This window comes from Variovorax sp. CF079, from assembly GCF_900101545.1.
In the GTDB taxonomy this organism is placed as follows: Bacteria; Pseudomonadota; Gammaproteobacteria; order Burkholderiales; family Burkholderiaceae_C; genus Variovorax.
On the sequence record NZ_FMZU01000015.1, the window covers coordinates 58,107 to 84,684 of the forward strand.

At 66.9% G+C, this 26,578-nt stretch carries 26 protein-coding genes; 12 read left to right on the forward strand and 14 right to left on the reverse strand.

From position 1 onward, the window contains the following. The first annotated feature begins 2 nt into the window (after positions 1 to 2). Positions 3 to 1,661, forward strand: a complete 1,659-nt coding sequence (locus BLS74_RS20300; protein WP_093108950.1) for a Na/Pi cotransporter family protein — start codon at positions 3 to 5, stop codon at positions 1,659 to 1,661. A gap of 3 nt (positions 1,662 to 1,664) precedes the next feature. Here the strand turns inward: BLS74_RS20300 and BLS74_RS20305 are convergent, their stop codons facing one another. Further along, on the reverse strand, positions 1,665 to 2,648 hold the full coding sequence (locus BLS74_RS20305) for a quinone oxidoreductase family protein (RefSeq protein WP_093108951.1): 984 nt from the start codon (positions 2,646 to 2,648) through the stop codon (positions 1,665 to 1,667). A 96-nt stretch (positions 2,649 to 2,744) separates the two neighbouring features. Between BLS74_RS20305 and BLS74_RS34485 the strand changes: the two genes are divergently transcribed. From BLS74_RS34485 to asd, 3 genes are read left to right on the forward strand one after another with little or no spacing between them, the layout of a single operon-like run. Beyond that, positions 2,745 to 3,221 (forward strand): MFS transporter, encoded by a 477-nt coding sequence (locus BLS74_RS34485; protein WP_170855668.1) that lies wholly within the window; start codon positions 2,745 to 2,747, stop codon positions 3,219 to 3,221. Between the two features lie 26 nt (positions 3,222 to 3,247). Further along, positions 3,248 to 3,718: a hypothetical protein gene (locus tag BLS74_RS34490; RefSeq protein WP_170855669.1), complete on the forward strand. Its 471-nt coding sequence runs from the start codon at positions 3,248 to 3,250 to the stop codon at positions 3,716 to 3,718. Then, positions 3,715 to 4,581 (forward strand): archaetidylserine decarboxylase, encoded by an 867-nt coding sequence (asd, locus tag BLS74_RS20315; RefSeq protein ID WP_093108952.1) that lies wholly within the window; start codon positions 3,715 to 3,717, stop codon positions 4,579 to 4,581. Before BLS74_RS34490 ends, asd begins: the two co-directional genes overlap by 4 nt. On the opposite strand, the gene BLS74_RS20320 is transcribed toward asd, so the two are convergent. Then, complete coding sequence (locus BLS74_RS20320; RefSeq protein ID WP_244503938.1) at positions 4,573 to 5,517, reverse strand: LysR family transcriptional regulator; 945 nt, start codon at positions 5,515 to 5,517, stop codon at positions 4,573 to 4,575. The two genes, asd and BLS74_RS20320, sit on opposite strands and share 9 nt — an antisense overlap. Before the next feature lie 56 nt (positions 5,518 to 5,573). On the opposite strand from BLS74_RS20320, the gene BLS74_RS20325 reads away from it, so the two are divergent. Genes BLS74_RS20325 through BLS74_RS20335 form a run of 3 tightly spaced genes read left to right on the forward strand, consistent with a single transcriptional unit; the run spans position 5,574 to position 9,494 of the window. After that, positions 5,574 to 6,986: an amidase gene (locus BLS74_RS20325; protein ID WP_093108954.1), complete on the forward strand. Its 1,413-nt coding sequence runs from the start codon at positions 5,574 to 5,576 to the stop codon at positions 6,984 to 6,986. Between the two features lie 59 nt (positions 6,987 to 7,045). Further along, positions 7,046 to 8,029 (forward strand): tripartite tricarboxylate transporter substrate-binding protein, encoded by a 984-nt coding sequence (locus BLS74_RS20330; RefSeq protein ID WP_093108955.1) that lies wholly within the window; start codon positions 7,046 to 7,048, stop codon positions 8,027 to 8,029. Position 8,030: 1 nt separating this feature from the next. Then, positions 8,031 to 9,494 (forward strand): DHA2 family efflux MFS transporter permease subunit, encoded by a 1,464-nt coding sequence (locus tag BLS74_RS20335; RefSeq protein ID WP_244503939.1) that lies wholly within the window; start codon positions 8,031 to 8,033, stop codon positions 9,492 to 9,494. Positions 9,495 to 9,516: 22 nt separating this feature from the next. Here the strand turns inward: BLS74_RS20335 and BLS74_RS20340 are convergent, their stop codons facing one another. The 11 genes from BLS74_RS20340 to BLS74_RS20390 all read right to left on the reverse strand — a co-directional run bounded on the left by BLS74_RS20340 (position 9,517) and on the right by BLS74_RS20390 (position 20,562). Further along, positions 9,517 to 10,308, reverse strand: a complete 792-nt coding sequence (locus BLS74_RS20340) for an SDR family oxidoreductase (protein ID WP_093108957.1) — start codon at positions 10,306 to 10,308, stop codon at positions 9,517 to 9,519. 19 nt (positions 10,309 to 10,327) lie between these two features. Next, the gene (locus BLS74_RS20345; RefSeq protein ID WP_093108958.1) at positions 10,328 to 11,251 is read right to left on the reverse strand and encodes a DMT family transporter; all 924 of its coding nucleotides are present in this window, start codon (positions 11,249 to 11,251) and stop codon (positions 10,328 to 10,330) included. 5 nt (positions 11,252 to 11,256) lie between these two features. After that, entirely contained in the window at positions 11,257 to 12,870 is a 1,614-nt protein-coding gene (locus tag BLS74_RS20350; protein ID WP_093108959.1) for a gamma-glutamyltransferase family protein, read from the reverse strand. 3 nt (positions 12,871 to 12,873) lie between these two features. Further along, complete coding sequence (locus BLS74_RS20355; protein WP_093108960.1) at positions 12,874 to 13,845, reverse strand: Bug family tripartite tricarboxylate transporter substrate binding protein; 972 nt, start codon at positions 13,843 to 13,845, stop codon at positions 12,874 to 12,876. Positions 13,846 to 13,930: 85 nt separating this feature from the next. After that, complete coding sequence (locus BLS74_RS20360; protein ID WP_093108961.1) at positions 13,931 to 15,445, reverse strand: tripartite tricarboxylate transporter permease; 1,515 nt, start codon at positions 15,443 to 15,445, stop codon at positions 13,931 to 13,933. 13 nt (positions 15,446 to 15,458) lie between these two features. Beyond that, entirely contained in the window at positions 15,459 to 15,947 is a 489-nt protein-coding gene (locus BLS74_RS20365; protein WP_093108962.1) for a tripartite tricarboxylate transporter TctB family protein, read from the reverse strand. A gap of 118 nt (positions 15,948 to 16,065) precedes the next feature. Continuing rightward, on the reverse strand, positions 16,066 to 17,853 hold the full coding sequence (locus BLS74_RS20370) for a type IV pilus assembly ATPase TfpB (protein WP_093108963.1): 1,788 nt from the start codon (positions 17,851 to 17,853) through the stop codon (positions 16,066 to 16,068). A gap of 2 nt (positions 17,854 to 17,855) precedes the next feature. Further along, positions 17,856 to 18,617 (reverse strand): class I SAM-dependent methyltransferase, encoded by a 762-nt coding sequence (locus BLS74_RS20375; RefSeq protein ID WP_093108964.1) that lies wholly within the window; start codon positions 18,615 to 18,617, stop codon positions 17,856 to 17,858. Next, complete coding sequence (locus tag BLS74_RS20380; RefSeq protein WP_093108965.1) at positions 18,617 to 19,138, reverse strand: DNA-deoxyinosine glycosylase; 522 nt, start codon at positions 19,136 to 19,138, stop codon at positions 18,617 to 18,619. The genes BLS74_RS20375 and BLS74_RS20380 overlap by 1 nt, the downstream gene beginning before the upstream one ends. A 64-nt stretch (positions 19,139 to 19,202) precedes the next feature. Continuing rightward, the gene (locus BLS74_RS20385; RefSeq protein WP_093108966.1) at positions 19,203 to 19,577 is read right to left on the reverse strand and encodes a hypothetical protein; all 375 of its coding nucleotides are present in this window, start codon (positions 19,575 to 19,577) and stop codon (positions 19,203 to 19,205) included. 124 nt (positions 19,578 to 19,701) lie between these two features. After that, a complete protein-coding gene (locus BLS74_RS20390; RefSeq protein WP_093108967.1) occupies positions 19,702 to 20,562 on the reverse strand; it encodes a TatD family hydrolase in 861 nt (286 codons plus the stop codon). A 90-nt stretch (positions 20,563 to 20,652) separates the two neighbouring features. Here BLS74_RS20390 and BLS74_RS20395 point away from each other — a divergent pair, with 90 nt between their 5' ends. Genes BLS74_RS20395 through BLS74_RS20415 form a run of 5 tightly spaced genes read left to right on the forward strand, consistent with a single transcriptional unit; the run spans position 20,653 to position 25,471 of the window. Beyond that, positions 20,653 to 21,633 (forward strand): S1C family serine protease, encoded by a 981-nt coding sequence (locus BLS74_RS20395; protein ID WP_093108968.1) that lies wholly within the window; start codon positions 20,653 to 20,655, stop codon positions 21,631 to 21,633. A gap of 34 nt (positions 21,634 to 21,667) precedes the next feature. Continuing rightward, entirely contained in the window at positions 21,668 to 22,684 is a 1,017-nt protein-coding gene (locus tag BLS74_RS20400) for an AAA family ATPase (protein ID WP_093108969.1), read from the forward strand. Further along, entirely contained in the window at positions 22,665 to 23,660 is a 996-nt protein-coding gene (locus tag BLS74_RS20405; RefSeq protein WP_093108970.1) for a DUF58 domain-containing protein, read from the forward strand. Before BLS74_RS20400 ends, BLS74_RS20405 begins: the two co-directional genes overlap by 20 nt. Continuing rightward, complete coding sequence (locus BLS74_RS20410) at positions 23,657 to 24,700, forward strand: VWA domain-containing protein (RefSeq protein ID WP_093108971.1); 1,044 nt, start codon at positions 23,657 to 23,659, stop codon at positions 24,698 to 24,700. Before BLS74_RS20405 ends, BLS74_RS20410 begins: the two co-directional genes overlap by 4 nt. Positions 24,701 to 24,712: 12 nt before the next feature. Beyond that, positions 24,713 to 25,471 (forward strand): SDR family NAD(P)-dependent oxidoreductase, encoded by a 759-nt coding sequence (locus BLS74_RS20415; RefSeq protein ID WP_093108972.1) that lies wholly within the window; start codon positions 24,713 to 24,715, stop codon positions 25,469 to 25,471. A gap of 27 nt (positions 25,472 to 25,498) precedes the next feature. On the opposite strand, the gene BLS74_RS20420 is transcribed toward BLS74_RS20415, so the two are convergent. Next, the gene (locus BLS74_RS20420; RefSeq protein ID WP_093108973.1) at positions 25,499 to 26,467 is read right to left on the reverse strand and encodes a LysR family transcriptional regulator; all 969 of its coding nucleotides are present in this window, start codon (positions 26,465 to 26,467) and stop codon (positions 25,499 to 25,501) included. Positions 26,468 to 26,578 lie beyond the last annotated feature (111 nt).

Genomic DNA, 26,578 nt, shown 5'->3' on the forward strand with positions numbered 1-26,578 from the left:
CCATGAAGCATCTGTTGAATCTGCTGGCAGCGGTCGCGCTGCTGGTATGGGGTACCCATCTCGTTCGCACCGGCGTGCTGCGCGTCTTCGGCGCCAATCTGCGCAAGATCCTGGTGCACAGCATGCGCAACCGCTTCACGGCGGCGCTCTCGGGCATCGGCGTGACGGCGCTGGTGCAGTCGAGCACCGCCACCTCGCTGATGACTTCCTCCTTCGTCGGGCAGGGCCTGGTCACGCTGCCGGCCGCGCTCGCGGTGATGCGTGGCGCCGATGTCGGCACGGCGCTGATGTCGGTGCTGTTCTCGGCCGATCTTTCGTGGCTGTCGCCGCTTTTCATCTTCGTCGGCGTGGTGCTCTTCATCACGCGCGCATCGACCGCAGCGGGCCGCATCGGGCGGGTGCTGATCGGCCTCGGCCTCATGCTGCTGGCCCTGCAGCTGGTGGTGGAGGCCACCGGGCCGCTGTTCTCTTCGCCGCCGGTGCTGGCGCTGCTGGCCTCGCTCAGCAGCGACGTGCTGCTCGAGATCACGATCGGCGCTGCGCTCGCGATCGCCGCCTATTCCAGCCTGGCGGTGGTGCTGCTGGTCGCGGCCATGGCCAGCTCGAACGTGGTGCCGCTCGATGTCGCGCTCGGCCTGGTGCTCGGCGCCAACCTCGGCAGCGGCTTGCTCGCGGTGCTGACCACCGCGAAGTCGGCGATCCCGGTGCGGCAGGTCACGGTCGGCAACCTGGTCTTCAAGCTGCTGGGCGTGGCGATCGCGACGCCCTTCGTGGGCCTGTACCTGCGCGAGGTCAGGCCCTACATCAGCGATGCGACGCAGCTGGTGGTGCTCTTCCACCTGGCTTTCAATGTGGTCTTCAGCATCGGCTTCATCGGGCTCACGGACGGGGTCGCGAAGCTGGTGACGCGGCTGCTTCCCGCGTTGGCGGAACCCGCGGCCATGCAGCGGCCGCACCACCTCGACCCCTCGGCGCTGTCCACGCCCTCGCTCGCGATCTCCAATGCCGCACGCGAGGCGCTGCACCAGGCCGACATCGTCGAGACCATGCTGATCGGCATGCTCAAGGTGATCCGCGACAACGACCTGCGCCTGGCCGCCGAGTTGCGCAAGCTCGACGACACCGTCGACCAGCTGTACTCGGCCATCAAGTACTACATGACCAAGATCTCGCGCGAGGCGCTGGGCGAAGAGGAGAGCCGGCGCTGGACCGACATCATCAGCTTCACCATCAACATGGAGCAGATCGGCGACATCATCGAGCGCGTGATCATCGACATCGAGGACAAGAAGATCAAGAAGCAGCGCAACTTCTCGGACGCCGGCATGCGCGAGATCGTGGAACTGCACGAACGGCTGGTCGCGAACCTGCGCCTCAGCATGAGCGTGTTCCTGAACGGCAGCGTACGCGACGCCCAGAAGCTGCTCGAAGAGAAGGCGCGCTTCCGCGATCTGGAGCGCGCCTACGCCACCACGCACCTCGGCCGCCTCTCGGAGCAGACCGCGTCGAGCATCGAGACCAGCTCGCTGCACATCGACCTGATCAGCGACCTGAAGCGCATCAACTCCCACATCTGCTCGATCGCCTACCCGATCCTCGATTCGGCTGGCGCGCTGGCGCCGAGCCGGCTGCGCGAATCGCGCCTCAGCGCCTTGGAATAAGGCTCAGAGCGTCAGGATCGTGCAGCCCGTGGTCTTGCGCGCCTCGAGATCACGATGCGCCTGCTGCACGTCGGCCAACGCATAGCGCTGATCGATCGGAATCTTCACCGCACCACTGACCACCGCCGCGAACAGGTCGTCGGCCATCGCCTGCGTGCTCTCGCGCGTCGCGATGTGCGTGAACAGCGTCGGCCGCGTCAGGTAGAGCGAGCCCTTGGACGCGAGCGTGCCGATGTTGACCGGCGGCACCGGCCCCGAGCCGTTGCCGAAGATGGCGAGCAGGCCGAAGGGGCGCAGGCAGTTGAGCGAGCCCTCGAAGGTGTCCTTGCCGACCGAGTCGTAGACCACCTTCACGCCCTTGCCGCCGGTGATCTGCTTGACGCGCTCGGCGAAGTTCTCGGTGCTGTAGTTGATCGCGTGCGCGGCGCCGTTCGCCAGCGCCAGCTGGCACTTGGCATCGGTGCCGGCGGTGCCGATGAGCTGCAGGCCGAGCGCCTTGGCCCACTGGCAGGCGATCAGGCCCACGCCGCCCGCAGCCGCATGGAACACGATGAAGTCGCCCGGCTGCAACCCCTCGACCGGCAGCGTCTTCTTGAGCAGGTACTGCGCCGTCAGGCCCTTGAGCATCATCGCGGCGCCGGTCTCGAAGGAGATCGCATCTGGCAGCTTGCACACGCACTTGGCCGGCATCACGCGCAGCTCGCTGTAGGCGCCGGGCGGCTGGCTCGCGTAGGCGGCGCGGTCACCGGGCTTCAGGTGCGTGACGCCCTCGCCCGCCGCCTCGACCACGCCCGCGGCTTCCATGCCGAGCTGCAGCGGCATCGCGAAGGGGTAGAGGCCGCTGCGCTGGTAGGTGTCGATGAAGTTGAGGCCCACGGCATGGTGGCGGATACGGATCTCTCCCGGGCCGGGCTCACCGACCTCGACGTCGACGATCTTCAGTTCCTCGGGACCGCCGGGACGGTCGATGCGGACGGCTTTGCTCATATGTTTCCTGATTCGGCTGTGGCGAAAGTGACATATGTTAGACAGCTTGGGGCCGGTTCACACCGGCGTCACGCGGCCTCGTGACCATCGGCGTCGATGTCGCCTAGATTCCACCTGCTGATCGCCGCGCAAGCGGTTTCGGCGCTGGCGGACAACGCCGTACTGATCGTGACGATCGCGCTCTTGGAAGCGCGCGGCCTGCCCGGCTGGTGGTCGCCGCTGCTCAAGTTCGCCTTCACCCTGTCATATGTCTTTCTCGCGCCGCTGATCGGGCCGCTGGCCGATGCGATGCCGAAGGCCCGGCTCATGAGCCTGATGAATGCGGCCAAGATGATCGGCGTCGCGATGTTGTTCGCCGGCTTGCACCCTTTCGCGGCCTTCGCGGTGATCGGCTTCGGCGCGGCGGCGTACGCGCCGGCCAAGTACGGCCTCGTCACCGAGATCGTCGGCCCGCGCCAGCTGGTCGCGGCCAACGGATGGATCGAGGTCTCCGTCATCTGCGCGGCGCTGCTGGGAACCATGTTCGGAGGGCTGCTGGTGGCCGACCTGGTTCGTTCGTCGGCGCCAGTCTGACGCTTCAGGCCTGGCTGGCTGCCAGCGTGCCGGGGTCTTCCGCGACGACGCTGACGCTCTCGATCGTTGCGATTTTCTTCATCTACGTGCTGTCCGGACTGCTGAACCTGGGCGTGCCGGACAGCGGCGCGCGCTACCCTGCCAGCCGCATCCACGCGGTCGCACTGGTGCGCGACTTCGAGCGCGGCAACCGCACGCTGTGGCGCGACCCCGGCGCGCCGCCGTTCGATCACTTCCGCGGGTGCGCCGTCCGAGACGAAGAAGCGGTCGGCATCGTAGGCATAGCCCGGCAGCAGCCCCGCGATGCGCTTGGCCATGCGCGAGTGGCCGGTGAGCGAAGGATGCTTGGCGCGGGAGAGTTCGAGGCGGCGCAGGCCGAGCGGCAGCATGGCGGCGCCCGCAGCCAGCGCCACGGCGGACAAAAGGAATGTTTCGTTCATGGATTCGAAGTCGGACAGGACCTCCCTGTCTACAACAGCTTCTTGACGGCCCGATGAAAATCCGAAGACTCCGCGATGCCCTGCTGCAGCAGGAAGACCTGAACTTCCTGCTCACCAACCGCGTGCCACGCATCCTGTTGACGCGCTTCATGGGCTGGTTCAGCAAGCTGCGCCATCCATGGGTGCGCGACGCCTCGATCGCGGTCTGGCGCCTGTTCGCCGACCTCGACCTGAGCGACGCGAAGAAAACCCGCTTCGACAGCCTGCACGACTGCTTCATCCGCGAGCTCAAGCCGGGGTCCCGTGCCGTCGATCCCGACCCCTCGGTGCTGGCGAGCCCTTGCGACGCCATCGTCGGCGCCTGCGGTGCGGTGAACGGCATCGAGGTGTTCCAGGCCAAGGGCTTTCCGTACTCGGTCGCGGAACTGTTCGGCGATGCGCGCGCGGTCGAACCGTTTCGCGACGGCTGCTATGCGACGCTCAGGCTGACCTCGAGCATGTACCACCGCTTCCACGCGCCGCACGACAGCCGGGTCGAGCGCGTCACCTATCTGTCGGGCGACACCTGGAACGTCAACCCGATCGCGCTCAAGCGCATCGAGCGCTTGTTCTGCCGCAACGAGCGCGCACTGATCGAGGCGCGCCTGCATGCCGGCGGCCATCGCATCGCGATGGTGCCGGTGGCGGCGATCCTGGTGGCCAGCCTGCGCCTGCGCTGCCTGGACGTGCTGCTGAACGTGCGCTACCGCGGGCCGAAGCGCACCGACTGCGAGGCCGACTATCGCAAGGGCGAGGAGATGGGCTGGTTCGAGCACGGCTCGACCATCATCGTCTTCGCCCCCAAGGGCTTCACGCTGGCCAAGGGCATCGAGACCGACACACCGATCCGGATGGGGCAGGCGTTGATGAAATCAGCCTAGCGCAGCACGAGCACACGCGAGGAAGGGCTCGATCAGCGGATTGTCGAGATCGCGCCGCCAGCAAACGGCAACCTCCAGGGCGTCCCGAACGTTGCGGAAGCGCCTGAACACAACACCAGGTGGTCGGCCGATTTGCGCGCAGGCCGGGAGTATTGCGCATCCCTCACCGGCTATCACCAGCGCGAGCGCCGAGTTCACTGTCTCTACCCGATGCGCGATGTGCATCGTGACATTGTTTCTGCGCAGCATGGACGCCACCACGGATTTGTCGACACCTTCCTCCAGTGTCGGCAAGCCGATCAATGGCAGGCCTGCCAGGCGCTCGATGGGGACGGTCGACATGCGCGCCAGGGCCGACCGCGCGCTGACTGCCAGCATCAGCGGTTGTGTGCCGATCCGCTCCGAGGCAATACCTTCGCGAGCGATGGATGGCATGCACAGCGCGACCGTCGCCTCGAGGTTGGTGATGGCTGATGTGCTTGTCGTTGCGCTCAACTCCATGTAGTGGACCTCGACATCGGGGAGCCGTCGTTTGAGTTCGGGAGCGAGCCTGGGAAGCACGAGATAGGACAGGGCAAACATGGTGCCGATCGTCAGGCGCCCTCGATGGCCGGAACCGACGGCGCGTGCCGCTTCGAAACCCTCGTGCGCCAGCAGCAGGGCCTCCCGGGCCCGCGACAGAAGTGCGCTTCCGGCATCGGTGATCTCCATGCCGCGCGACGCGCGCCTGAACAACGGCGTACCCAGCGCCTGCTCCAGATTTCGAATGTGGACCGAAAGCGGAGGCTGCGCCATGTTCAGACGCCGCGCCGCCTTTCCTACGCTCTTCTCTTCTGCGACAGCAACGAAATAGCGCAAGCTTCTCAGGTCCATGACCCATACTAGATTCATATGCATTTCTTGTAAAACAGTATTGGACCCGCGGGAACTGGTCATGAAAAGATTTGCGAATGCAGTCTTCAGGCAAGCCCCCCTTTCAAGAGTTGTGCGAGATGTCGGCCACCGAGGTGCGCGCCCGGGTGGCGCGGCGCGAGCTGTCGCCGGTCGAGATCACCGAGGCCGTCCTCGCGCGAGCCGATGCGCTCCAGCCACGGCTCAACTGCTTCATCACCATCTGTCACGACGAAGCGCTGCGCGCGGCGAAGGCGGCAGAGGCGGCCGTGATGCGTGGCGAGGCGCTCGGCGCACTGCACGGCGTGCCCTTGACGGTGAAGGACCTGGTCAACACGCGAGGCGTCCGTACCACCTTCGGCTCTGTGCTGTACCAGGATCATGTGCCCGACCACGATGCGGAAGCAGTGGCACGCTTGCGCCGGCAGGGCGCGATCCTGATCGGCAAGACGACCACTTCCGAATTCGGCGCCAAGTGCCTGACAGACGCCCCGCTGTTCGGGCGAACCTGCAACGCGTGGGATGTCACGCGCACCAGCGGCGGATCGAGCGGGGGTGCGGCGGTGGCCATGGCAGCGGGTATTGCGCCGTTGGCCGTAGCCACCGACGGCGGCGGATCGACGCGCATTCCGGCCGCTTGCAACGGTGTCGTGGGTCTGAAGCAGAGCCAGGGTGTTGTTCCGCACAGCCAGGTTCAAGACGCCTTCGCCAACTACACCTATGTGACTCCAACCACCCGCAACGTGGCCGACACGGCACTCATGCTGCAGGCCATGGCCGGCGAACATGGATCCGATCCCTGGTCGATCGGGATGCCCGTCACCCCCTACCACGATGTGCTGCGCCACGATGGAGACCTGAAAGGTCTTCGCCTCCTGTTCTGTGCAGCGCCGAAGGGGCGTCCGATTGCCCGCGACGTCAGCAGCGCATTCGAACGGGCGCTGGGCAGCCTGCGTGACTTGGGCGCCGAGCTGGAGGAAATGTCCGGCCAGGGCTTCGATATCGAGCCGCTGTGGCGGGTGATCAACCACACCAGCTGGCGGGGCCGCTTTGCACCGCTGGCCGCGGCGCACGGCGACAAGCTCAGCCCTTCGCTCTTGCAGCAACTCGCCTTGGCGAAGGATGTCGATGGGGTCGAATACCAGCACGCGATGTTCGCCCGCACCGAGCTTTTTCGGCACGTGCAGGAATTGCTGGCGCGCAGCGATTTCCTGGTCACGCCCACGCTTTCCTGTACGGCACTGCCGATCGATCAGGACCTCTTCGGCTCCATGAACATCGACGGGAATGTTGTTCCGGAGGTGCGGGCGAACTGGTTTCCCTGGACCATGCCCTTCAACCTGACCGGGCATCCGGCCATCAGTCTGCCGTGCGGTGTCGATTCCGCTGGACTGCCGATCGGCTTGCAGATCGTGGGCCGCTTTCGTCAGGACGCGGCCTTGCTGCGCGTGGCGGCTCTCTTCGAAGCATCGCAGGCGCACGGGACGTTCACGCCCGAGTTGGCTTTTTGCTGATGTGCAGGTGCTTGCCTGCGCCTTGCCGGTCGTCTTTCCCTCCCTCCCGAAAGCCTCCAATGACCAAGCTTTTGAACTCTGTCCTGTTCAGCGCGACGCTCGCCCTGATTTCCACTGCGACGGCCGCCGAGACCAGCACCGCGCCCGCAGCGCCTATGCGGCTGATCGTGGGCTTCCCGCCAGGCGGCGCGCTGGACACGCTGGCGCGTGCCGTGGCTGAACAGATGAGGGTGTCCCTGCAGGAACCGGTGCTGGTGGAGAACCGCCCCGGAGCCTCCACGCGCATTTCGATCGAGGCGGTGAAGAATTCGCGGCCGGACGGCAGAACCATCCTGCTCGGATCGACGCCGCCGTTTGTCATCTTTCCAATGACGTACAGCCGCTTGAACTACAACGTGGACAAGGACTTCATTCCGGTGGCCCACCTCGCGTATGCACCGACGGTGGTGTCGGCCGGCGCGCAACAACCCTACCGCACCGTCAAGGAATATGTTGCGTGGGTCAAGCAGAACCCCACGCAGACTGGATTCGGCCTGACATCCCTCGGCGGCGCGCTGCATTTCAGCATCTTGATGCTGGCCAAGGCCGTCGATGCGCCCCTTGCTGCGGTCAGCTACAAAGGCGGGGCGCCCTTGGCCGCCGACATCGTCGGCGGACACGTCCCGATCGGCACGGACGCGCTCGCCAGCCAATTGGAGCTGCACCGCGCCGGCAAGCTGCGCATTCTTGCCGTGTCGGGCAAGACCCGCCTGAAATGGCTGCCTGACGTTCCCACGCTGAACGAATCGGGTATCACCGCATTCGATCACGCGAATGCTTCCTATGGGGCCTACGCGCCAGCCGGCACACCCAAGGAAGTCGTCGCGCGGCTTGAGCAGGCCATGATCGCCGCCATGAAGGTGCCGCAAGTGCGAGAACAGCTGGATCGCCTCGGACTGGAGGCCAGCGGATTGCCGGGCGCGGAACTGCAGAACACGATGCGCACGGAGCGGGCGTTCTGGCGGCCGGTGGTCGCAGCATCCGGCTTCAAGAGCGAGGACTGAGGTGTTGCAAGCAACGGTCCGCCCGCCCTCGCTGTCATCGCCCCGCAAGCTTGCAGGGTGGCCGGTGCTCCTGAGCGCATGCCTGGGCGCGGCGCTTTGTTTCGTCAATGCCAGTGCGTTGAGCGTGGCTCTGCCACTTGTGGCCGGGAGCCTGGAGGCCACGCCAGCGCAGGCGAGTTGGATCTTGTTGTCTTACATGCTGGTCAGCACGATCTGCATCTTGAGTTTCGGGCGCCTGGCAGACATCTGGGGGCGGCGTCGGCTCTACCTTGCAGGATTGGCGATCTTTGTGCTTGCCAGCGCAGGCTGCGCGTGGTCGGCCACGGCGCCGGTCTTGCTCATGTTCAGGGTATTGCAGGCGGTTGGCGCAGCGGCGGTGTTTGCCAACACCAGCGCCCTCGTGAGTGACGCGTTTGGCGGCGGCAGGCTGGGCTTGGCATTGGGGATCCTGGCGATGGTCGCGGCGCTCGCACAGGTTCTGGGACCCCTCATCGGAGGCGCAGTGGCAGCCGTATGGGGTTGGCGCGCAATATTCCTGCTCAATGTCCCACTGGGCGTTGGAGCGCTCGTATGGTCATGGTGCGCACTGCCATTCATGTCGGCACCCAGCGTCGAACGGTTCGATGGCATCGGCGCGCTGCTGTCCTTCGCGGGACTGGGTGGCGTGGTGTATGCGCTGTCGATGGGCGGCCCTCATGGCTGGCTGAGTCCTGGGGTATGCATTGGCGCGGTGGTGGGGGCCGTTGCACTCGCGGCCTTTGTTGTGACGCAGATGACCCGGACACAGCCCCTGGTCGATCCTGGCCTCTTTGCAGATCCTTCGCGCGCGGTGGCTTATGTTTGCGTGCTCTTGCTGTCCGTGGCCCAAGCGGCACCCGTGGTGCTCGTTGCATTGTTCATGCAGGTAGCCGGCGGTTTGGATTCGCTGGGCGCGGGAATCCGCATTGCGCCGGTCGCTTTGGGAATGTTGTTGGCCGCACCCGTTGCCGGCGCGCTCACCCGTCGCATTGCCGCCGAACATCTGTGCACGGCGGGGATGTTGCTCGCCGCTTGCGGTCTTGCCGGGCTGATTTTTTTCCTGAGCCCCGATGTCGACGGAGCGAAGCTCGGTGCGAGTCTGCTTCTGTTCGGTGTCGGCATTGGAATCTTCGTCACGCCCAACAACACTGCCATCCTGCGCAGTGTGGGCACGGAGCGCCGCGGCATCGCCAACGGCGTGCGTTCCACTCTGCAAAACGCGGGGTTTGTGATCGGCACGGCCTTGACGCTGAGCATCGCGACTGCACCGTTGCCCCCACTGGCGCAGCGCGCCGCATATGGCGGCTCCCTGGGTCATTTGAGCGACGCCGATCTTGCCAGCTTTACGCAGGGATGCCATTGGGCGCTTGGAACCCTGAGCGCGTGTTGTGCGCTTGGCGTCCTGCTTTCTCTCGCGATACAGCGTAGAAGCAGAGCTGTGCGCTGACGCCGACGACCGTGCCCGCGGCTCAGTAGGTCCCCGGATAGGCCCCGCCGTCGGCCAGCACGTTTTGCCCCGTCAGGTAGCCCGCCTGCGCGCTGCAGAGGAAGGCGCAGATGGCGCCGAACTCCTCCGGCGTACCGAAGCGCCGCGCCGGGATGTTCTTCTTGCGGCTTTCCATGACGGTGTCCAGGTCCTGGCCGGACTTCTTCGCCGCGCCGGCCATGGTTCCCTTGAGCCGGTCGGTGTCGAAGGAGCCCGGCAGCAGGTTGTTGATGGTCACGCCCTTCGCCGCTACGGCCGTGCGCGCGACGCCGGCGACGAAGCCGGTGAGGCCGCTGCGTGCGCCGTTGGAGAGGCCAAGGATGTCGATCGGCGCCTTCACCGAGCTCGAGGTGATGTTGACGATGCGCCCGAAACCGCGCGCGGCCATGCCGTCGACCGTGGCCTTGATCAGCTCGATCGGCGTCAGCATGTTGGCGTCGACCGCCTTGATCCAGGCCTCGCGGTCCCAGTCGCGGAAATCGCCGGGCGGGGGGCCGCCGGCGTTGGTGACCACGATGTCGAAATCTTTGTGTAGCGCGAACACCGCGGCGCGGCCTTCGGCGCTCGTGATGTCGGCCGCGACATGTTTGACGAAAGGCTTGGGCCCGCCCGCCAGCGCCTGCAGCTTCTTCGCCGCGACCTCCAGCGCCTCGGCGCCGCGCGCGACGATCACCACGTTCACGCCCTCGCGCACCAGCGCTTCCGCGCAGCCGTAGCCGAGACCCTTGCTCGCACCGCACACCAGCGCGGTCTTGCCTGCAATTCCAAAATCCATGGTCGTTTCCTTCGGGCCTTCAGCGCCCGGTTCGAGTGAAGACAAAAATGCCGGCGATCACCAGGACGGTCCCGGCCGCGATCCACGCGGTGAAGGGTTCGCCGAGGATCAGCACGCCCATCAGGATGGTCGACATGGGCCCGACCATACCCGTTTGCGCTGCCATCGCGGGGCCGATGCGCTCGATGGCCATCATCACCGCCAGCACCGGCAATGCGGTGCACAGCGTGGCATTGAGCACCGACAACCAGATCACCTCGGGCGCCACCTGCAGGGCCGCACTGATCGGCCGCAGCAGGACGAACTGCGCGATGCACAGCACGCAGGCCACGCTGGTCGCGAGCCCCACCAGCCGCAGCGACCCGAGGCGCTTGACGAACTCGCCGCTGGCGACGAGGTAGACCGCATAGCTCACCGCGCTCAGGAACACCAGCAGCGTGCCCCAGGCTGCGGCCGCGCTCTGGCCCAGTTGCACCTCGTGGCCGAACACCAGCAGCACGCCGGCGTAGCTGACGGCCATGCCCGCCACCTGCCAGCGCGTGATGCGCCGGCGGTAGGCGATCCAGCCGAACAGCAGCACCAGCGTGGGGTTGAGGTACAGGATCAGGCGCTCCAGGCTGGCCGTGATGTAGGCCAGGCCCGCGAAGTCCAGGAAGCTCGAGAGGTAGTAGCCCGAAAAGCCGAGACCGAACACGCCCAGCCAGTCGCGCCGCGTCAGCGCCGCCTTGCCGCGCCCGGCCCACCAGGCCATGAGCGCGAACAGCGGCAGCGCGAACAGCATGCGCAGCATGATCAGCGTGACCGCATCGACGCCGTAGCGGTACGCGAGCTTGACGATGATCGCCTTGCCGCTGAACGCGATCGCGCCAGCGGTGGCGAGGGCCAGGCCGGGTCCGATGCTCCTGTGCGCGAGCTGCCCGGGCGTGGCCTGAACCGCAGACATCGATCTCAGAACCCCGCCGCCAGGCCGTCGCGGCGCGGATCGCTCGCGGCCACGTAGCCTTCGACCGCCGGATCGCCCGCGCGGCAGATGAACTGGCCGGCGCCGAAGTCCTGGTAGGAGTCGTTGATCACGTCGACCTTGTGGCCGAGCTCCGCGAGGCCGCGCACCGTTGCCGGATTCATGGCGGCCTCGACGTTGATCTCGAGCCCGCTGTTGAAGCGCCAGCGCGGCGCATCGCAGGCGGCCTGCGGGTTCTGGCCGTAGTCCAGCATGCGCACCAGTGTCTGCATGTGGCCCTGCGGCTGCATGTTGCCGCCCATCACGCCGAAGCTCATCACGGGCTGCCCGTCCTTCGTGAGGAAGGCCGGAATGATGGTGTGGAAAGGCCGCTTGCCAGGTGCCACCACGTTGGGGCTCTTGGCATCGAGGCTGAAACCGTGGCCGCGGTTCTGCAGGCTGATGCCGAATTCGGGCTCCACGCAGCCGGAGCCGAAGCCCATGTAGTTGCTCTGGATGAAGCTCACCATCATTCCGCGCTCGTCGGCGGCGGTGAGGTAGATGGTGCCGCCCTTGACCGGGTTGCCCGCCTTGAAGTCCTGCGCCTTGTTCACGTCGATGAGTTTGGCACGCGAGGCGAGGTAGGTGCCATCGAGCATTTGCAAGGGCGTCACCTCCATCGACGATGGGTCCGAGACGTAGCGGTAGGTGTCCGCAAAGGCCAGCTTCATGGCCTCGATCTGCAGGTGCTGCGAAGCGACCGAATCGACCGGAATCGATGCCATGTCGAAGTGCTCGAGGATGCCGAGCGCAATCAGCGCCGCGATGCCTTGCCCATTGGGCGGGATCTCGTGCAGCGTGTGCTTGCGGTAGTTCTGCGAGATCGGCTCGACCCACTCGGGCTTCCAGTTGGCGAGATCGCGCACCTTGAGGCTGCCGCCGTTGGCGTTCGAGAATTTGCCCAACGCCTCGGCGATCTCGCCGCTGTAGAAGGCATCGCCCCTGGTCGCGGCGATGGCCTTCAGGGCGCGCGCCGCGGCTGGAAAGCGGAACAGCTCGCCGACCTCGGGCGCACGGCCCCATGGCAAGAAGGCCTGCGCGAAACCCGGCTGCGATTGCAGGATCGGCGTGGCCGCGGCCCACTTCTGCTGCACCACCGGCGGCATCAGGTAGCCGCGCTCGGCGATCTCGATGGCCGGCGCCATCAGGTCTTCGAAGGGCAGCTTGCCGAAGCGTTCGGACAACGCGACCCAGCCGCCGACCGCGCCCGGCACCGTCACCGAGTCGATGCCGCGCTGCGGTGGCGTCGCGGCATCGGCACCGTACTTGCGGCGGAAGTACTCGGGCGTCCAGGCCTGCGGCGCCGAGCCGGAGGCATTGAGCCCATGCAGCTTCTCGCCGTCCCACAGGATGCAGAAGGCATCGCTGCCCAGGCCGTTGCTGACCGGTTCGACCAGGGTCATCACCGCAGCCGTCGCGATGGCCGCGTCGGCTGCATTGCCGCCCTGCTGGAGGATGCGAAGGCCCGCTTGCGCGGCCAATGGATGCGAAGTCGAGACGACGTTGCGTGCGAAGACGGGGATGCGGATCGAGGGATAGGGATTGGCGTAGTCGAATTTCATTGCTCAGTCGCCTGTGATTTTTCGTTCGGTGATGATCTTTTTCCACTTGGCGGCGTCCTGCGCCGCCATGCTCGCGAATTGCGTGGGCGTGCCGATCGTCGGTGCGATGCCTAGCTTCGACAACTTGTCGCGCACCTCCGGATCGGCGAGCGTCTCGTTGGCCGCCTTGTTGATGCGCGCCGTCATGTCCGCCGGCAGGCCCTTGGGACCGTAGAGCCCGAACCAGGTGTTCGATTCGAAGCCCGGCAGCACCTCGGCGATGGCCGGCAACTCGGGCGCGAGCGGGCTGGGCTTCAGCGTCGTCACGCCCAGCGCGCGCAGCCGGCCGTCGCGCACATGCGGCATGCCGGTGGGCAGCGAATCGAAGAGCACGTCGATCTTGCCGCTGATCAGGTCGGGAATCGCGAGCGCGGTGCCCTTGTACGGGATGTGCGTGACGAACACCCCGGCCTGCGACTTGAACAACTCGGTGGTGAGCTGCACGATGGTGCCGTTGCCGCTCGATGCGTAGTTGAGCTTGCCGGGATTCTTCTGTGCGTACGCTATCCATTCGCGCACCGTCTTCGCCGGCGAGCTGTTGGGCACCAGCATGACGCTCGGCGCATCGCCCACGTGGGCAATCGGCGTGAAGTCGCGCACCGTGTCGTAGGGCAGCCTGGCGTTGATCGCGGGTCCGATGGCATGCGTGCTGGTGGTGGCCAGCAGCAGCGTGTAGCCGTCGGCCGGCGCCTTGGCCGCGAGATCGGATCCGATCGCGCCGCCGGCGCCCGGCTTGTTGTCGATGACCAGCGTGGTGCCGAGCTTCTCGCCCATCTTCTGCGACAGGGTGCGTGCAAAAAGATCGGTGGCGCCACCGGCAGGGAAGGGCACGATGAGACGTATGGGCTTGCTGGGATAGGCCTGCGCGAAGGCGGTCGGCATGGCTGCCATACACAGCACGATCGCAGCCGCGCGAAGGAAGTTGATTCTTTTCATGGGCATCGATTCTGACGAGGAGGCAAAGCCTAGTTGAAAAACAAAAAGGCCGCCCTCAGGCGGCCTTTTTGTTCGGCGAGCCCAGTCAATCAGGCTCGACGAAGGCTTCTTCGCGCTTGGACTTCACCGCGGGCAGCAAGACGATCACGACCATCAGCGCGGCCGCCACGAGCAGGCCGGCCGAGATCGGGCGCGTGACGAACACGGCCCACGATCCGCGCGAGAGCAAGAGCGCGCGCCGCAGGTTCTCTTCCATCATCGGGCCGAGGATCAGCCCCAGCAGCAGCGGCGCCGGCTCGCATCCGAGCTTGATGAAGGCGTAGCCGATGACGCCGAAGATCGCGACCATCCACACGTCGAAGGTGTTGTTGTTGGTCGAGTAGACGCCGATCGCGCAGAACAGCACGATGGCCGGGAACAGCCAGCGGTACGGGATCGACAGCAGCTTGATCCAGATGCCGATCAGCGGCAGGTTCAGGATGATCAGCATCAGGTTGCCGATCCACATGGATGCGATCAGGCCCCAGAACAGCTCGGGGTTGCTGGTCATCACCTGCGGGCCGGGCTGGATGTTGTGGATGGTCATCGCGCCGACCATCAGCGCCATCACCGGATTCGGCGGGATGCCGAGTGTGAGCAGCGGGATGAAGGAGGTCTGCGCCCCGGCGTTGTTGGCCGCTTCGGGGCCTGCGACGCCGCGGATGTTGCCCTTGCCGAAGGGAATCTCGCCCGGCTTGAGCTTCATCTTCTTCTCGAGCGTGTAGGCCGCGAAGGCCGACAGCAGCGCACCGCCGCCTGGCAGGATGCCGAGGCAGGAACCCAGCGTGGTGCCGCGCAGCACCGCCGGCGTCATGCGCTTGAAGTCTTCCTTGGTGGGCCACAGGTGGTGCACCTCGGAGGTGAAGACCTGGCGCTCTTCCTCGGGCCGCGAGAGGTTGGAGATGATTTCGCCGTAGCCGAAGACGCCCATGGCGATCACGATGAAGCCGACGCCATCGGTCAGTTCGGGGATGTCGAAGCTGTAGCGCGCCACGCCCGAATTCACGTCGGTGCCGATCAGGCCGATCAGCAGGCCCAGCACGATCATGCAGATCGCCTTGAGCAGCGAGCCCGAGGCCAGCACCACCGCGCCGATCAGGCCCAGGATCATCAGCGAGAAGTATTCGGCCGGGCCGAACTTGAAGGCCAGCTCGGTCAAGGGCGGCGCGAAGGCGGCCAGGATCAGCGTGCCCACGCAGCCGGCGAAGAAGGAGCCCAGGCCGGCGGCCGCAAGTGCCGCTCCCCCTCGGCCCTGCTTGGCCATCTGGTGCCCGTCGATCACCGTGACGACGGAGGACGATTCGCCCGGCAGGTTGACCAGGATCGCGGTGGTCGAGCCGCCGTACTGCGAGCCGTAGTAGATGCCCGCGAGCATGATCAGTGCGGCCACCGGCGGCAGCGCGTAGGTGGCCGGCAACAGCATCGCAATGGTGGCGACCGGGCCGATGCCGGGCAAGACGCCGATCAGCGTGCCCAGCAGGCAGCCGACGAAGGCGTAGATGAGGTTCTGCAGCGTGAAGGCCGCGGCGAACCCGATGGAGAGGTTGTTGATGAGTTCCATGGCGACGTTGCTCTCAGCCGGTGATGAAGGTGGGCCACACCTGGAACTGCAGCTTCAGCAGGACCACGAAGGCCAGGTAGCTGCCGACGGCCAGGATCGTGGCGAGGATCAGGCTCGACTTGAGGCTGTAGTGCTCGCCCGCGAGGCCGGCGATCAGCACCAGCGCGTAGATCGCGGCGATCAGGCCCATGGCCGGCAACCCGATGCTGGGCAGGCCGCCGAGCAGAATGCCGAACACGAGGTTGGAACCGATGATGTAGCCGAGCGGCCGCCATGCGATCTTTCCGATCGGCTCGCCGTCCACCGTCTCGATGGTGAGGGCCGTGAAGATCACGATGATCCCCAGGATGCCCAGCAGGATGCCCAGCATCAGCGGAAAGTAGCCCGGGCCCATGCGCGCGCCGCTGCCCACGCTGTAGGTCGTCGCGCCCCATGCGAAGGCGATGCCGACGATGGTGAACATCAGCCCCGCAAAGAAGTCCTTCTGACTCTTGATTTTCACGAACAGTCCCCTCGAAAAATTCGAACAGCGGATTGTGTGGTCAGGCAGTGGTCAGCTTGATGTGGATTCCACCTAGCAAGAGCCTAGGGTTATCCCGGGTCGCGGGGCCGCGCCGAAGCTACTCGAGCGGCGGGGTCGCGCTCAAGACTTCGTCGATGGTCGTCAGGCCCTCGGCCACGCGCAGCGCACCCGCCAGCCGCAGCGGCCGCATGCCGTCGACCACGGCCTGGCGGCGCAGGCCAGCGAGGTTGGGCTCCTTGTTGACCAGCGCCTTGAAGCCCTCGCCCACGGTGAGCAGTTCGTACAGACCCATGCGGCCGCGGTAGCCCGTCATGCGGCAGTCGACGCAGCCGACCGGCTTGTAGGCCCGCACCGAGCCCGTGATCTGCCAGGGCTTGACGAACTCGCCGAGCTGTTCGCGCGTGACGCTGTCGTCCGGCGCCTTGCAATGCGGGCACAGGGTGCGCACCAGGCGCTGGGCCAGCACGCCGAGCATGGTGGCGTTGACGAGGTAGTTGGGCACGCCGAGCTCCATCAGCCGCGTGATCGCGCTCGGTGCATCGTTGGTGTGCAGCGTGCTGAAGACCAGGTGGCCGGTGAGCGCGGCCTGCACCGCCATCTCGGCCGTCGCGATGTCGCGGATCTCGCCCACCATGATGATGTCCGGGTCCTGCCGCATCAGCGCGCGCAGGCCCTCGGTGAAGCCGAAGTCCAGCTGCGGCTGCACCTGCGTCTGGTTGAAGGAGGGCTCGATCATTTCGATCGGATCCTCGATCGTGCTCACGTTGACCTCCTCGGTCGCGACACGCTTGAGCGTCGAGTAGAGCGTGGTGGTCTTGCCGGAGCCGGTCGGTCCGGTCACCAGGATGATGCCGTGCGGGCGCGTCACGAGCTGCTCCCAGCGCTGCGCATCGTGCTGCGCGAAGCCGAGCGCATCGAGGTCCTTGACCGCGGTGTCGGGGTCGAAGATCCGCATCACCATCTTCTCGCCGAAGGCGGTCGGCAGCGTGGAGAGCCGCATCTCGACCTCTTCGCCGCGCATGTTGCGGGTCTTGATGCGGCCATCGAGCGGCCGCCGCTTCTCGACCACGTCCATGCGGCCGAGCAGCTTGATGCGCGACACCATCGCGTTCATCACGCCCATCGGCATCTGGTAGGCGGGGTGCAGCACGCCGTCGATGCGAAAGCGGATCACGCCCTGCTCGCGCCGCGGCTCCAGGTGGATGTCGCTGGCACGCTGGTCGAAGGCGTACTGCCAGAGCCAGTCGACCACCTGCACCACGCTCTGGTCGTTGGCATCGAGCTGCTTGTTGCTCTTGCCGAGCTCGACCAGCTGCTCGAAGCTGGCGCCGCCCGCATTGCCGCCGGCCTTCTGCGCCGCGCGCACCGACTTGGCCAGCGAGAAGAACTCCGCCGTATAGCGCTGGATGTCGACCGGGTTCGCGACCACGCGCCGCACTGCGCGGCGCGCCTGGCGCTCGACCTCGGCGATCCAGTCGGTGAGAAAAGGTTCGGCCGTCGCCACCACCACCTCGGCGGGCGTGACCTGCACCGGCAGCACCTTGTGCCGCTCCGCATAGGCCGCGCTCATGGTGTCGGCCACCTTGCCCACGTCGACCCTGAGCGGGTCGATGCGCAGATAGGCCAGGCCGGCGCGGCCGGCGAGCCACTGGCTCAGCATCTCCAGGTCGAGCGGCTTGCCGTCGCTCTCGCGCGTCATCGCGACATTCGCGAGCCGCACCAGCGGATGCTGGCGGCTCTCGGCCTGCGCGCAGCGCGCCAGCGTGCGCTTGGCCTCCACCGGCGAGATCACGCCGTCCTTGGCGAGCCATTCGATCAGATGCCGCAGATCGAGCGGCCCTTCGTGGCGGGAGGCGGCGGACTTGGGTGGAGAGACAGCGCTCATGGTCAGGTCAATGGTTTGAATACCCGCAGCCACTTCGGCGCCGGCAGGCCCCACCGAGTCTGGATGCTTTGGGCGCGATCGGCAAGCGCGGGGCGCTTCGGCTGGCTGGGCGTGCGCTGGGCCAGCACCACGGTGTTGCCTTCACGCGTGGGCTTGAAGGCCCAGAGCGCATCTTCGCCGAAGGCGGTGGCGATCTTCTCGAGGCTGCGCTCGTAGCTCGAGGAGCGGCCGAACAGGTTGACCGTCATGCAACCGTCCTCGGTCAGGAGGGCGCGGCAGTCGGCGTAGAAAGCTTCGCTGTCGAGCACCGGCGCGGCGGCCTCGTGGTCGTACAGGTCGACCTGCAACGCATCCACCGCGCCCTGCCATTGCGGCTTGCGGATCTCCGTCGCCGCGTCGGCCACCACCACCTGCAGCCTGGTGTCGTCGGCCGGCAGCTTGAACCAGCCACGGCAGGCCGCCACCACCTGCGGATTGAGCTCGACCGCCGTGGTGCGCATGCCCAGCGTCTTGCGGCAGAACTTGGTGAGGCTGGCCGCGCCCAGACCCAGCTGCATCGCATGGCGGCTGCGCACGCTCGCGGCTTCGACGAAGAGCAGCCAGGCCATCATGCGCTGCACGTACTCGAGCTCGATCTCGAAGGGCGCATCGAGCTTCATCGAGCCCTGCACCCACTCGGTGCCGAGGTGCAGGTAGCGCACATCGCCCCAGTCGGAGAAATTGACTTCCGGAAGTTCAGGCGCCGCGGCCTTCTTCGCCGCCATCAGAGCAGTCCGTGCTTCAGGAACACATCGCGCCACGCATCGTGCTTGCGCTCGAAGGTCCACGATGCGTTCGCCGCGCTCGAAGACGGCAGCCGGTAGACCGGCACGCCGAGGCCCTGGGTGTGTCGCGCATGCTTGAAGCTTTCACCGCCGTTGTGCGCGATCGCGGCAAGCCTGGGTAGCGCAAGGCCCGCGATGTCGTTCGCCTCGCCGTTGCGGATCGCCGAATCGAGGCTGCCTTCGCGTTCGCAGGCGGCGTACACGTCCCAGAGGCCGAGGCCGCGCTCGAGCAGCCAGGCGCGGCGGGCGGGATAACTGTCTGCGCCCGCCGGGAGCGGGTGGTCGGGCCAAATCGCTTGCAAGATCTTCCAGAAGTGGTTTTGCGGGTGCGCATAGTACTGCCGCTCGGCGAGCGAGCGGCCGCCCGGGAAACTGCCGAGGACCAGTACGACGGTGCGGTCCGAGACGATCGGATCGAGGCCGGTGAGCCGCAGCGGCGGCGCAGGCGATGCTTCCTTCATGCGCCGAGTAGACACAAAAAAACCCGCCGAAGCGGGTTTTTTGGCAAGAGCCCGATTCCCAGACTCAGGGCTTCTTGGCAGCGTCATGCTCTGCCGTGCCGGGCACCTTCTCGCCGACCTTCTTGCCTGCGGTGCGCATGCCGTCGGCCGTCTTGTGGCCAGCGGTCGCCACCGCATTGCCGGTCTTCTTGGCGACCTTCTTGGTGGCGGTGCCCGCCTTCTTGACCCCGCGCTCGGTGGCGCCGACCACCTTCTTCGTCGTGCGCTTGGTGGCGTCGACGGCGTCCTTGCCGGTTTCCTTGGCCTTCTCGGTCATGGTCGGCTCCTGAGCCGCCGGTGCCGCCGGTGCGGGCTGGGTTTGCGCCGCGGCCGACAGGCCGATGGATGCCAGGGCCAGGGCCAGCACGGCGGGCAAGGTGCGAATGGACGATTTGTTCATGGGAAAGCTCCTTTGATGAGTTGGAGTGACGAACTTGCCACTGGCATGCAACGAACACTCGAAGCCCAAGGATGACACCCGGACGACGTCGTGAACGCGCTTGCGCGAAAGTCGGGCAGTTGGCCTACGCGTGCTGCGGGATGCCCGCCGACGCATCGATCAGCGAGGACAGACGCGGCAGTGCCGAAACGGCATTTCGCGTGGTCGCCTGGGCCAGCGCGTCGAGCGTGATGCCGCGCAGCCCGGCCACGACTTCGGCGATGCGCGGCAGCTCGCCCGGCTCGTTGCGACCCTGCGCCTCGCCCGCCGCACGCTGCGCTTCGGTGCGGTAGAGCCAATGCGGCTGGATGTCGGGCGCGTCGGTTTCCATCACGATCGATGTGAGCGGCAGCGTCGCGGCAAGACGCCGCAGCTGCAATGCGCGCTCGAAGGTCACGGCGCCGCCGAAGCCCAGCTTGAGCCCGCAATCGATGCAGGCCTGCGCCTGCTGCGCGCTGCCGTTGAACGCATGCGCGATGCCCTGCCAGGTCTGGCCGGGCGCGACCTGCCGCAGGTGTTTCAAGACCTTGTCCACCGACCGGCGCACGTGAACGATCACCGGCAGCCCGTGCTTGCGCGCGAGTTGCAACTGAGTGTGAAAGAAGCGCTCCTGCTTGTCGGGGTCCAGGCCGGGCACGAAAAAATCGAGCCCGATCTCACCCACCGCCACCAGGCGCGGATCGTCGCGGCGCGCGGCAAGTTCCGCGTCGAGCAGCGCCAGGTGCTCGTCCTGCGCCTCGGTGGTGCACATCGGGTGGATGCCCAGCGCGTAGGCATCGTTCTGGGCATGCGCGAGTTCGCGCACTGTTGCGAAGTTGGCGGCCGCCACTGCCGGAATCACGCACAGGGCCACGTTCCGGGCTGCCGCGCGATCCCGTATCGCGGCCATTTCGGTGCCGAATTCCGGTGCATCGAGGTGACAGTGGGTATCGATGAAGACGGCCATCGGCCAATGATGCCCGAACGCATGCACAGCCGGAGAAAGCGTGCTACCGTGCCTCTCTCACGCGTCGATTTTTTTGCCGGAGGTGCCCCGATGCGCAGGCCTGCTTTCTACAGCCGCTCACCCCGCGCGCCGCAGGACGCGGCCGAGCCTGGCACGCCCCAGGCGTCCGATGACTCGGAGGTGCCCGCAGCGGCGCCAGCCGCCGCTGCGCCGCGCTGGCAGCCCGGGCGGCGCAGCTTCGCGCTGCTGCTCGCGCTCTGCGTCGGCTCATCGGCCACCGGCATCGCGCTGTGGCCACGCCAGAACATCCGCCAGTACACGCAGAAGGACATCGACGCCGCCGTGTTGCGCACGCTGCAGACCGCCACCCTGCCCTCGCCGGCCGCCAAGGCGGCCGAGATCATCCGTCCCTCGGTGGTGCGGGTGGTCGGCTACGGGCCCGAAAAGAAGACGCCGGAAGCCCAGACGCAGAAGCGCGGAAACAACGTCGCCAAGGGCAAGCCGCCCGAGGCCGACGAGCCGCCGGGCGAGGTGGAGCGCGGCGTCGGCACCGGCGTGGTGATCGTCGACAAGGGCATCATCCTCACCAACCTGCACGTGGTCGCCGGCGCCGAGAAGATCAAGGTCACTTTTGCCGACGGCCTCGAGGCGCCCGCCGTGATCACCGGCGTGCAGCCCGAGAACGACCTCGCCGTGCTGCAGGCGCAGAAGCTGCCCGACGACCTGATCCCGGCCACGATGCGCTCGACCGCCGACCTCCAGCCCGGCGACGAAGTGGTCGCGGTCGGCTTTCCCTTCGGCATCGGCCCCTCGGTCTCGGCCGGCGTGGTCTCGGGCCTCAAGCGCTCGTTCCGCTCGCCCGAGGGCAAGCAGGAGCTCGGCAACCTGATCCAGTTCGACGCCGCCGCCAACCCCGGCAATTCGGGCGGGCCGCTCATCAACATGAACGGCGAGGTGCTCGGCATCGTGACCGCGATCCTCAACCCGACCCAGCAGCGCACCTTCATTGGCATCGGTTTTGCAGTGCCGATCGAGAACGCGGCCTCGGCCGCCGGCTCTCCGCCTTTCTGATGGTCTTTCCGATTCCTCACCGAAAGCAGCAAGCATGAGCACAGAGAACGAACCGACCTCCGCCTCCGCTTCCACCGCCGAGCTGATGGAGCAGATCCTCTACCAGGTGAAGCGCGTCGTCGTCGGCCAGGACCGTTTTCTCGAGCGCGTGATGGTCGCTGTGCTGGCGGGTGGTCACCTGCTGGTCGAAGGCGTTCCCGGGCTGGCCAAGACCCTGACCGTCAAGACGCTGGCCGAAGCGGTGCGCGGCCAGTTCAAGCGCATCCAGTTCACGCCCGACCTGGTGCCGGCCGACCTGATCGGCACGCGCATCTACAACCAGAAGACCGGCGAGTTCAGCACCTCGCTGGGGCCCGTGTTCGCCAATCTGCTTCTGGCCGACGAAATCAACCGCGCCCCGGCCAAGGTGCAGAGCGCGCTGCTCGAAGTGATGCAGGAGCGCCAGGTCACCATCGCCGGCGAGTCGCACAAGGTGCCGCGCCCCTTCCTCGTGATGGCGACGCAGAACCCGATCGAGACCGAGGGCACCTACCCGCTGCCCGAGGCGCAGGTGGACCGCTTCATGATGAAGGTGCTGGTCGACTACCCGACCGACGAGGAAGAGTTCGTGATCGTCGAGCGCGTGATCGGCGCCCCGGTCGAGGCCAGCCCGGTCGCGACCACCGACCAGCTCGCGGCGCTGCAGGCCGAAGCGCGGCGCGTCTATGTCGACCCTTCGCTGATCCAGTACGCGGTCAGGCTGGTGTCGGCCACGCGCACGCCCGAGAGGCACGGCCTCAAGGACATGCGGCGCTTCATCACCTTCGGCGCCAGCCCGCGCGCCAGCATCAACCTGACCGAAGGCGCGCGCGCCCTGGCGCTGCTGCGCGGCCGTAGCTACGCGCTGCCCGAGGACATGACGGCGCTGGTGCCCGACGTGCTGCGGCACCGCGTGACGCTGTCGTATGAAGGCCTCTCCGAAGGGCTCACGCCCGACGGCCTGATCGACAAGATCATGCGGGCCGTACCCGCGCCAGCCAAGCCGCTCGAACATGAAAAGCTGGTGGCCTAGCCGGCGCGCGCGCGCCGCCAACGACGAACGACTCGCGGGCGAGGCCGCGGCGGGCTCCGCCGAACGCACGCTGCGCCGGCTCGAATGGACGGTGATCCGCCGGCTCGACGGCCTGCTGCAGGGCGACTACCGCACGCTGATGCGCGGCACCGGCCTCGACCTGGCCGACCTGCGCGAGTACCAGCACCACGACGACGTGCGCCACATCGACTGGAACGTCACCGCGCGCCTGCAGACGCCGCACGTGCGCGTGTTCACTGAAGACCGCGAGATGGCCGCCTGGTTCATCCTCGACCTGAGCCGCTCGGTTGACTTCGGCTCCGGCCGCAAGGCCAAGCGCGAGATCTCGGCCGGCTTCGTCGGCGTCATTGCACGCCTGCTCACGCGGCACGGCAACCGCGTCGGCGCGCTGGTCTACGGCAACGACGTCGAGGCGGTGATCCCGCCGCGCAGCGGCCGGCGGCACGTGCTGCATCTGCTGCATTCGATGGAACGCCGCGCGGAAAAGAAGAACGCGCCGGCCCAGAAGGGCATGACCCGGCTGGCCGATCTGCTCAAGTCGGCAGCGGTGCTGATGCCGCGCCGCTCGACCGTGTTCGTGGTGTCCGATTTCCTGAGCGAGCCCGGCTGGGAGCTCCCGCTCGCGCAGCTGGTCCGGCGTCACGAGGTGGTGGCGGTGCGCCTCTTCGACCCGCTCGAGCTCGAGCTGCCCGACCTCGGCTTGGTGCCGCTCACCGATGCCGAGACCGGCGAGCAGCTCTGGGTCGACACGCACGACGCGAGCTTCCGCAAGCGCTTCGCCCGCGTCGCCGCGGAGCGCGAAACAACCCTGCGCGAGACGCTGGCCAAGGTCGGCGTCGACGCGCTTGAACTCTCGACCAACGACGATCTGGTGGAAGCCATCGTGCGCTTTGCCGACATGCGCAAGCGCCGCGTGCGCGCCGGGTCGTCCAACCCGAAGGCGGTGGCAGCATGAACTTCCTCTGGCCTCAATTCCTCTGGCTGTTGCTGGCGGCGCCGCTCCTGGTGCTGCTGTATGCCTGGCTCATGCGGCGCAAGAAGAAGCTGGCGCTGCGCTATGCCAGCCTGTCCATCGTGCGCGAGGCGATGGGCGTGCGACAGAGCGTGCGGCGCCACATCCCGCCCTTCCTGTTCCTGCTCGCGATGGTCGCGATGCTGATCGCCGCCGCTCGGCCGATGGCGGTGGTGGTGCTGCCCTCGAACCAGCAGACCATCATCCTGGCGATGGACGTGTCCGGCAGCATGCGCGCGGCCGACGTGCTGCCCAACCGGCTGGTGGCCGCGCAGGAAGCGGCCAAGAGCTTTCTGAAGGAGCTGCCGCGGCACGTGAAGGTCGGCATCGTCGCCTTCGCGGGCAGCGCCAATGTCGCGCAGCTGCCCACCACCAACCGCGAAGACCTGGTCACGGCCATCGACTCCTTCCAGCTGCAGCGCGCGACGGCCACCGGCAATGCCATCGTCGTTTCGCTGGCCACGCTGTTCCCGGATGCGGGCATCGACGTCTCGAACTTCGGTCCCCAGAGCAGCCGCCAGCGCGGCGTGCCGCTCGAACAGGCCGGCAAGGCGCCGCAGAAGGAATTCACGCCGGTGGCGCCCGGCTCCTACACCTCGGCCGCCATCATCATGTTGACCGACGGCCAGCGCACCACCGGCGTTGACCCGCTCGACGCGGCCAAGGTCGCGGCCGAGCGCGGCGTGCGCGTCTACACGGTGGGCATCGGCACGGTCGACGGCGAGACCATCGGCTTCGAAGGCTGGTCGATGCGCGTGCGCCTCGACGAGGAAACGCTCAAGGCGATCGCCAACAAGACGCAGGCCGAGTACTACTACGCAGGCACCGCGGCAGACCTCACCAAGGTCTACAACACGCTGAGCTCCAGGCTCACGGTCGAGAAGAAGGAGACCGAAATCTCGGCGCTGTTCGCGCTCGGCGCGGCCGTGCTGGCCTTGCTGTCAGCCGGACTCTCTTTGCTGTGGTTCAACAGAATCCTGTAGCCGCCTTCACTGATGTTTGATTTGACAGGAAAGACCGCGCTCGTCACCGGCGGCAACGGCGGCATCGGACTCGGCATGGCCGAGGGATTGGCGAAGGCCGGGGCGCGCGTGATCGTTGCAGCGCGCAATCCGCAGAAATCGGCCGCCGCGGTCGAGACCCTGAAGGCCCTCGGCAGCGACAGCTTCGCGCTGTCGGCCGACGTGACCGACGAGGCCTCGGTGCAGCGGCTCTTCGACCAGGTGGCCGAGCGCTGCGGCCGGCTCGACATCCTGGTCAACAACGCCGGTACCACGGTGCGCAAGCCGGCCGACCAGCTCGCGCTGGCCGAATGGCACATGGTGATGGACACCAACCTCACCAGCGCCTTCCTGTGCTGCCGCGCGGCCCACGCCCACCTCAAGGCGGCCGGCGGCGGCAAGATCATCAACATCGGTTCGATGCTGTCGATCTTCGGCGCGCCCTATGCGCCGGTCTACGGCGCGAGCAAGGGCGGCATCGTGCAGCTGAGCCGCGCGCTGGCCGCGTCATGGGCACCGGACAAGATCCAGGTCAATGCCGTGCTGCCGGGCTGGATCCGCACCGAGCTGACCGACGCCGCGCGTGCGCAGGTGCAGGGCCTCGAAGAGCGCGTCAACGCGCGCACGCCCGCCGGGCGCTGGGGCCGGCCGGAGGACCTGGCCGGCATCGCGGTCTTTCTCGCGAGCAAGGCCTCCGACTTCGTGACGGGCACGGCAATCCCCGTCGACGGCGGCTACTCGATCGCAGCCTGAGGCGGCGCGAGGCGCCCGCGCCCGCAGTCATTCCATGCGAACCGTTTCGGCCACACCGTCCGCGTAGGCAGGTTCCAGTTCCGCATCCATCCTCGCCACGGCCTGGTGCAACAGGCCGCGCAACCAGACCAGGCCCGGGTCCTGCGTGCGGTACGTGTGCCACTGCATCGTCTGCTTCATCGCCGGCATCGGCACCGGCGCCGGCAGCAGCCGCAGCGGCAGGGACTTCTGGGCCAGTCGGGCGAGCCGTGCGTGCAGCATGGCAATGCGATCGGTGCCCACGATCAGATAGGGAACCGCGGCGAAGCTGTAGCTGGTGACTTCGATGCGCCGCACCCCCGGGTAGCGTCGCTTCAGCCATCTCGCGAGTGTGGGCTCGTCCATGCCGGAGGGCTGCATCACGACGTGGCCGGCCGTCGCGTACTGATCGGCCGTCAATTTGTCGGCGTGCCCGAAGCGGCCGCCGCTCCAGACCGCGCAGACGAACTGCTCCTCGAACAGGATGTCGAAGGGATGAGGCTCGGGCGTGCGATATTCCAGCGGCAGGATGAGCAGGTCGGCCTCGCCGCTCTCCAGCTCACGATGGGGCGGCTGCAGCAGCGGCAGCAGATCGAAGCGCACGGTGCGCGACTGCTGGCTCACCAGCGTGAGCAGATGCGGCATCAGGACTATCGAGCTGTAATCGGAGACGATCAGGCGAAAGCGGCGCTCCGCCTGGGCGGGATCGAAGCGCGGCTGGGCAAGGATCGCGGAATCCACCCGCACGAGCACGTCGCGCACGGCATCCTTCAGCGTCTCGGCCCGCGGCGTGAGCTCCATCTTGCGGCCGACCTGCACCAGCAGGTCGTCGTTGAAATAGGCCCGCAGCCGCGCCAGCGCATTGCTCGTGGCGGACTGGCTCAGGTGCAGGCGCTCCCCGGCCCGGCTGATGCTGCGCTCGGTGAGGAGCGCATCCAGGGCCACCAGCAGGTTCAAGTCGAGCTTGTTGAACCGCATGAGCTGACCTCGTCCCTTTGAAAACCCCGGTCCGCCTTGCAAGGTATCCACGCGATCGATCCACGGCATGGATGCAAACCATTTTACTGACGGCTCCTGCGTCCCTAACCT